4 protein-coding genes are annotated in these 5,855 nt (G+C 71.6%); 3 read left to right on the forward strand and 1 reads right to left on the reverse strand.

What is annotated here, in order from left to right; all coding sequences use genetic code 11:
• The coding region (locus BHU15_RS12595; RefSeq protein WP_255293095.1) for an NAD(P)-binding domain-containing protein at positions 1-599 on the reverse strand (599 nt) is incomplete at its 3' end.
• Between the two features lie 258 nt (positions 600-857).
• On the opposite strand from BHU15_RS12595, the gene BHU15_RS12600 reads away from it, so the two are divergent.
• The 3 genes from BHU15_RS12600 to BHU15_RS12610 all read left to right on the forward strand — a co-directional run.
• Positions 858-2,564: a glycerol-3-phosphate dehydrogenase/oxidase gene (locus BHU15_RS12600; RefSeq protein ID WP_069627266.1), complete on the forward strand. Its 1,707-nt coding sequence runs from the start codon at positions 858-860 to the stop codon at positions 2,562-2,564.
• A gap of 327 nt (positions 2,565-2,891) precedes the next feature.
• The gene (locus BHU15_RS12605; protein ID WP_069627267.1) at positions 2,892-4,823 is read left to right on the forward strand and encodes a serine/threonine-protein kinase; all 1,932 of its coding nucleotides are present in this window, start codon (positions 2,892-2,894) and stop codon (positions 4,821-4,823) included.
• 264 nt (positions 4,824-5,087) lie between these two features.
• Positions 5,088-5,855 (forward strand): protein kinase (locus tag BHU15_RS12610; protein ID WP_255293096.1); only part of this gene is annotated, 768 nt, incomplete at its 3' end.

Genomic DNA, 5,855 nt, shown 5'->3' on the forward strand with positions numbered 1-5,855 from the left:
GGTCCGCGCGCGCGGACCACCTTGTCGGTGAGGCGTCCGTAGAAGGCGGCGGCCGATTCGGTGCAGGCGGGGGTGAGTCCGCCGATCACCTTCGGGGTGTTGGTGAGGCCGTGGCTGCGGCGGCCGGGGTCGAGACGGCCGGGGGAGTACGCGAGGTGGAAGTCGCGCCCGGCGCGCAGGCCCGAGCCCTCCTCCAGGATCGTGCGCAGGAACCCCTCCGTCGTGCCGGGGCCCGCCGGGGATTCGAGCAGCACCGTGGTGTGCGGGCGCAGCCGGGCGGCGAGGGCGCGGGCGGCCTCGGCGACGGCGGTGAGGTCGAGGGTGCGGTCGGGGCCGAGCGGGGTAGGCGCGCAGATGACGGCGGTACGGACCCGGCCCAGCTCGGTCGGATTGGTGGTGGGCCGGAAGCCGCCGGAGAGCATGCGGCGCACGTCGGACGCGGTGAGCGAGCCGTCGACCGGGGTGCGGCCCGCCGCCAGTTCGGCGACGGGCCGTGGATCGGAGTCGTAGCCGATCGTCTCGATGCCGGCGGCCACGGCGGCCTGGGCGAGGGGGAGGCCGAGATGGCCGAGTCCGATGACGGCGAGGTCTGCGGGCATGTGGGCCGTCCTTTCCCATAACCGGAGGTGACAGAGGGCGCAACCCCTGTGGACAGAACGAGCGAGCGCAATGTCAGACTAGGCGTAAATATGACCGATATGCGTCATTACATGGCCGGACATTGAGTGACATGTCTGCCGATTTGACAGGTGTGATCCGATCTTCAGCCGGTGTTGTCCACAGCCGGTGGCTGAAGTCGGTGAGTGCGGACAGAATCGAAGTGCCCGAACAACACGGGGGCGCGACGGGAGGCAGCGGTGAGGACAGCGACACTGGGACCGGAGGAGCGCGCCACGGCTCTGGCGGAGATGGCCGAGCGCGAACTGGACGTGTTGGTGGTGGGCGCGGGCGTGGTCGGCGCCGGTACCGCGCTCGACGCGGTCACGCGCGGACTCTCGACCGGGCTCGTGGAGGCGCGTGACTGGGCTTCCGGCACATCGAGCCGGTCGAGCAAGCTGATCCACGGCGGGCTGCGCTATCTGGAGATGCTCGATTTCGGGCTCGTCAGGGAGGCGCTCAAGGAGCGCGGACTGCTGCTGGAGCGGCTGGCCCCGCATCTGGTCAAGCCGGTGCCGTTCCTCTACCCGTTGCAGCACAAGGGCTGGGAGAGGCTCTACGCCGGATCGGGCGTCGCGCTGTACGACGCGATGTCGTTCTCGTCTGGCCACGGCCGGGGCCTGCCGACACACCGGCACCTCTCCCGCCGGCACGCGCTGCGCGTGGCGCCCGCGCTCAAGAAGGACGCCCTGGTCGGCGCCCTTCAGTACTACGACGCGCAGATGGACGACGCGCGCTATGTCGCCACCCTGGTGCGTACGGCCGCGAGCTACGGGGCGCGGGTCGCCAGCAGGGCCCGTGTCGTCGGCTTCCTGCGCGAGGGCGAGCGGGTCGTCGGGGCCCGGGTGCGGGACGTGGACGGCGCCGGGGAGTACGAGATCCGGGCGAAGCAGATCGTCAACGCGACCGGGGTGTGGACGGACGACACCCAGGCGCTGATCGGTGAGCGCGGCCAGTTCCACGTCCGCGCGTCGAAGGGCATCCACCTGGTCGTCCCCAAGGACCGCATCCACTCCTCGACCGGACTGATCCTGCGGACCGAGAAGTCGGTGCTCTTCGTCATCCCGTGGGGCAGGCACTGGATCGTGGGCACCACCGACACCGACTGGGACCTCGACAAGGCGCACCCGGCGGCCTCCAGCGCCGACATCGACTATCTGCTCGAACACGTCAACTCGGTCCTCTCCGTACCGCTGACGCGTGACGACGTGGAGGGGGTGTACGCGGGACTGCGCCCGCTGCTGGCCGGTGAGTCCGACGCGACGAGCAAGCTGTCGCGCGAGCACACGGTGGCGCACCCGGTGCCGGGCATGGTCGTCGTGGCCGGCGGCAAGTACACGACGTACCGGGTCATGGCCAAGGACGCGGTGGACGAGGCGGTGCACGGCCTCGACCAGCGGGTGGCGGCCTGCGTCACGGAGGACACCCCGCTGCTCGGCGCCGAGGGCTATCGCGCCCTGTGGAACGCGCGGGCGGGGATCGCCGCGCGGACCGGGCTGCACGTGGTGCGCGTGGAACATCTGCTCAACCGCTACGGGGCACTGGTCGAGGAGTTGCTGGAGCTGATCGCGGCCGACCCCGGGCTCGGCGAGCCGCTGGGCGCCGCCGAGGACTATCTGCGCGCCGAGGTCGTGTACGCGGCGTCGCACGAGGGGGCGCGCCATCTCGACGACGTCCTGACGCGGCGGACACGCATCTCGATCGAGACCTTCGACCGGGGCACGCGCAGCGCCCAGGAGTGCGCGGAGCTGATGGCGCCGGTGCTCGGCTGGGACAAGGACCAGATCGAGAAGGAGGTCGAGCACTACCGCAAGCGGGTGGAGGCGGAGCGCGAGTCGCAGCGCCAGCCGGACGACCTGACGGCGGACGCGGCGAGGCTCGGGGCGCCGGACATCGTGCCGCTGTAGGAGGACGGCGGGGGCGGCCGGGGTCCGGCTGTGGGGTTTCTGGGGTGAGTTGAGGCGGGTGTGGCGTCCGGTGCGTCCCGTTACGGGATTGTGCCGGGCGCGTCTGTTCGAGCCCCGAACAGGCTCATGACCAGCGACGCCGCCCGCCGCACCCCGTCCAACGGCCCCGCGCCGGGCCCCGCTTGGGATGTCGTACCGGCGGATGGCGGACCCGGGAGCATCGCATGCGCCGGAGTGAGGGACAATGGAGCCTCTGTCAGGGCGCGTTACTGCGCCGCGCGCGGGCAGGTGCCAGGCGCGGGACATGAGGGATCGCAGAGGGGACGCATGGCGGAGGCGGAGCAGTCGCGGGACACGGCGCGGGACCCCGAGAAGGACACGGACGACACGGAGCGCGGGGACGGCGCGAGCCCCGAGGGGCGCCTCCTCGCCGGACGGTACCGGCTCGGTGAGGTGCTGGGCCGGGGCGGAATGGGCACGGTCTGGCGGGCCGTCGACGAGACCCTGGGTCGTACGGTCGCCGTCAAGGAACTGCGCTTCCCCACCAGCATCGACGAGGACGAGAAGCGCCGCCTGATCACGCGCACGCTGCGCGAGGCCAAGGCGATCGCCCGCATCCGTAACAACGGGGCGGTCACGGTCTACGACGTCGTGGACGAGGACGACCGGCCGTGGATCGTCATGGAGCTGATCGAGGGCAAGTCCCTCGCCGAGGTCGTGCGCGAGGACGGGATCCTCACCCCGAAGCGCGCCGCCGAGGTCGGGCTCGCCGTCCTCGACGTGCTGCGCTCGGCGCACCGCGAGGGCATCCTGCACCGCGACGTGAAGCCGTCCAACGTGCTGATCTCCGAGGACGGCCGGGTCGTCCTCACCGACTTCGGCATCGCGCAGGTGGAGGGCGACCCGTCCGTCACCTCGACCGGCATGCTCGTCGGCGCCCCCTCGTACATCTCGCCGGAGCGCGCCCGGGGCAAGAAGCCCGGCCCCGCCGCCGACCTCTGGTCGCTGGGCGGACTGATCTACGCGTCGGTGGAAGGCTGCCCGCCGTACGACAAGGGGTCGGCCATCGCGACCCTCACCGCCGTCATGACCGAACCGCTCGACCCGCCGAAGAACGCGGGCGCGCTGGAGGAGGTCATCTACGGGCTGCTCGCCAAGGACCCGGCGCTGCGGCTCGACGACGCGGGCGCGCGGGCACTGCTCCAGGACGTCATCGACACCCCCGACCCCTCGGAGCTGCCCGAACCCGCGGCCGACGCGACCCGGGTCGTGGCGCTGCCGCCGATCCCCCCGGAGCCCGCGCCCCGCACCAAGGGCAGGACCCGGGAAGCCGCCGCGAGCGGAAGCGTCGCCGGCGCGGGAGCGGCGGGAGCCGCGGGCACGGCCACCGCCGCCGCGCCGCCGTCCGTACCGGCCGCGGGCGCCGCACGGCCCGCCGCCACGCGGGCGTCGCTCACCGATGTCGTGCCCCGCCGCACGTTGATGATCATCGCGGGGGTCGTCGTGCTGGCGATCCTGGCCGTCGTCCTGGCCGTCGCGCTCAACGGCGACTCGGACAACTCGGCCAAGGGCGACACGGGCAAGGACGACACCGCCGCGTCCGCCGGAGCCTCGGCGGGTGGTGACACCAAGGGCGGCGCCGACGACACGGCGGGCCAGGACAAGCAGCAGGATTCGGCCAAGTCCGACGGCGGCACCACACCGTCGGAGGGCTCGTCGTCCGGCAAGGACTCCGGCACGGACAACTCGGGCCCCGGTTCCGGCGATTCGGGCTCCGACTCCGGTTCGGACGGCAAGGGCCTGCCGGACGACTTCAAGACGGTGACGAACAAGCAGTTCCGCTTCTCCATGGCGATGCCCGAGGACTTCAAGTTCACCCGTACGGCCGGCCAGAGCTCGGGCGCCATTTACAGCGAGAGCGGCGAATTCCCCCGTGTCCAGGTCGACTTCAACGCCAAGCCGACAAACGACGCGAAGCGCGCCTGGGAGCAGTTGGAAGCCCAGATAAAGGGCAGCCTCGGCAACTACAAGCGCCTGGGCATGAAGTCGGTGGAGTTCAACGGCTACCCCACCGTCGCCGACTGGGAGTTCGAGCGCGACCAGAGCGGTGAGCGCGTAAGGGTGCTGAACCGGGGCTTCAAGGTCGACGCCACCCATGGCTACGCGATCATGATCACCTGCAAGGCCGACGACTGGGACGACGACGACTGCCGGACGCTCCGGGAGACGGCGTACAGCACTTTCAAGCCGACGGACTGACGCCCCAACACCGCCGCCCGCGCCGTCACCGGAGCGGGCGGCGGCCTCACGGGCACGGGGTGTGGTGGGCGTACGGCGCCGGGTTACCGGGAAGGTTAAGACCTGTGTTGCGGTGACCGGCGGCATATTTGTGTGCGGCCACGTATCGTGAGAACTCGCGGACCGTACGCAGTCGCAATGGGCCGGTAAACGACCGGAATTGGCGGTTTCGCGAGGTCTCCGAGGATCCGGAGACCCAGGGACAGCGCGCGTGTGGGAGGCGTCGTGGACGACTACGCGGGACGGGTACTCGCCGACCGCTACCGCCTGCCCCTGCCTCCGTCCGACGAGTTCGACCTCGTCGAGACGCGGGCCTTCGACACGTACAGCGGGCAGGAAGTCCTCGTCAGGCAAGTGCCGTTGCCCGAGGTCGTGGACGCCGAGATGGTCGACCAGGACGGCGCCACGGCGACCCGGCGGGTCTCGGGGCGTACGACACGCAGGCCCACGGACCCGGCGGTGCGGCGTGCCATCGAGGCCGCGCAGAGCGCCGCCCAGATCCCCGACCACCCCAGGCTCGACCAGGTCTTCGACGTGTTCGCCGAAGGCGGGTCGCTGTGGATAGTGAGTGAACTGGTCGCGGCCAGGCCGCTGGCGGCCCTGCTCGCCGAGAAGCCGCTCAACCCCTACCGCGCGGCCGAGATCGCCTCGGACGTGCTCACCGCCGTACGGGTGCTGCACGCCCACGGCTGGACTCACCGGAACATCACCATCCGCACGGTGCTCGTCTGCGACGACGGGCGCGTGGTGCTCACCGGCCTCGCGGCCGGCGCGGCCGAGGAAGCGCTCTGCGGCTACATGCCGGTGCCGCCGGCGCCCGGCGAGGGCGGCTTCGAGGCCGGTTACCGGCCCGCCGGTGAGATCCCGGGACCGGTGCCCGGTATCGCGGCCATGGAGCCACCGGGTATGGAGCCACCGGGCGTACAGGCGCCGGGCGTACAGACGTCGGGCGTGCCCGTCGGCCGGACCGGCCCCGGCGCCTGTACGCCCGGT

The sequence above is a fragment of the Streptomyces niveus genome, from assembly GCF_001723055.1.
Classification (GTDB): Bacteria; Actinomycetota; Actinomycetes; order Streptomycetales; family Streptomycetaceae; genus Streptomyces; species Streptomyces niveus.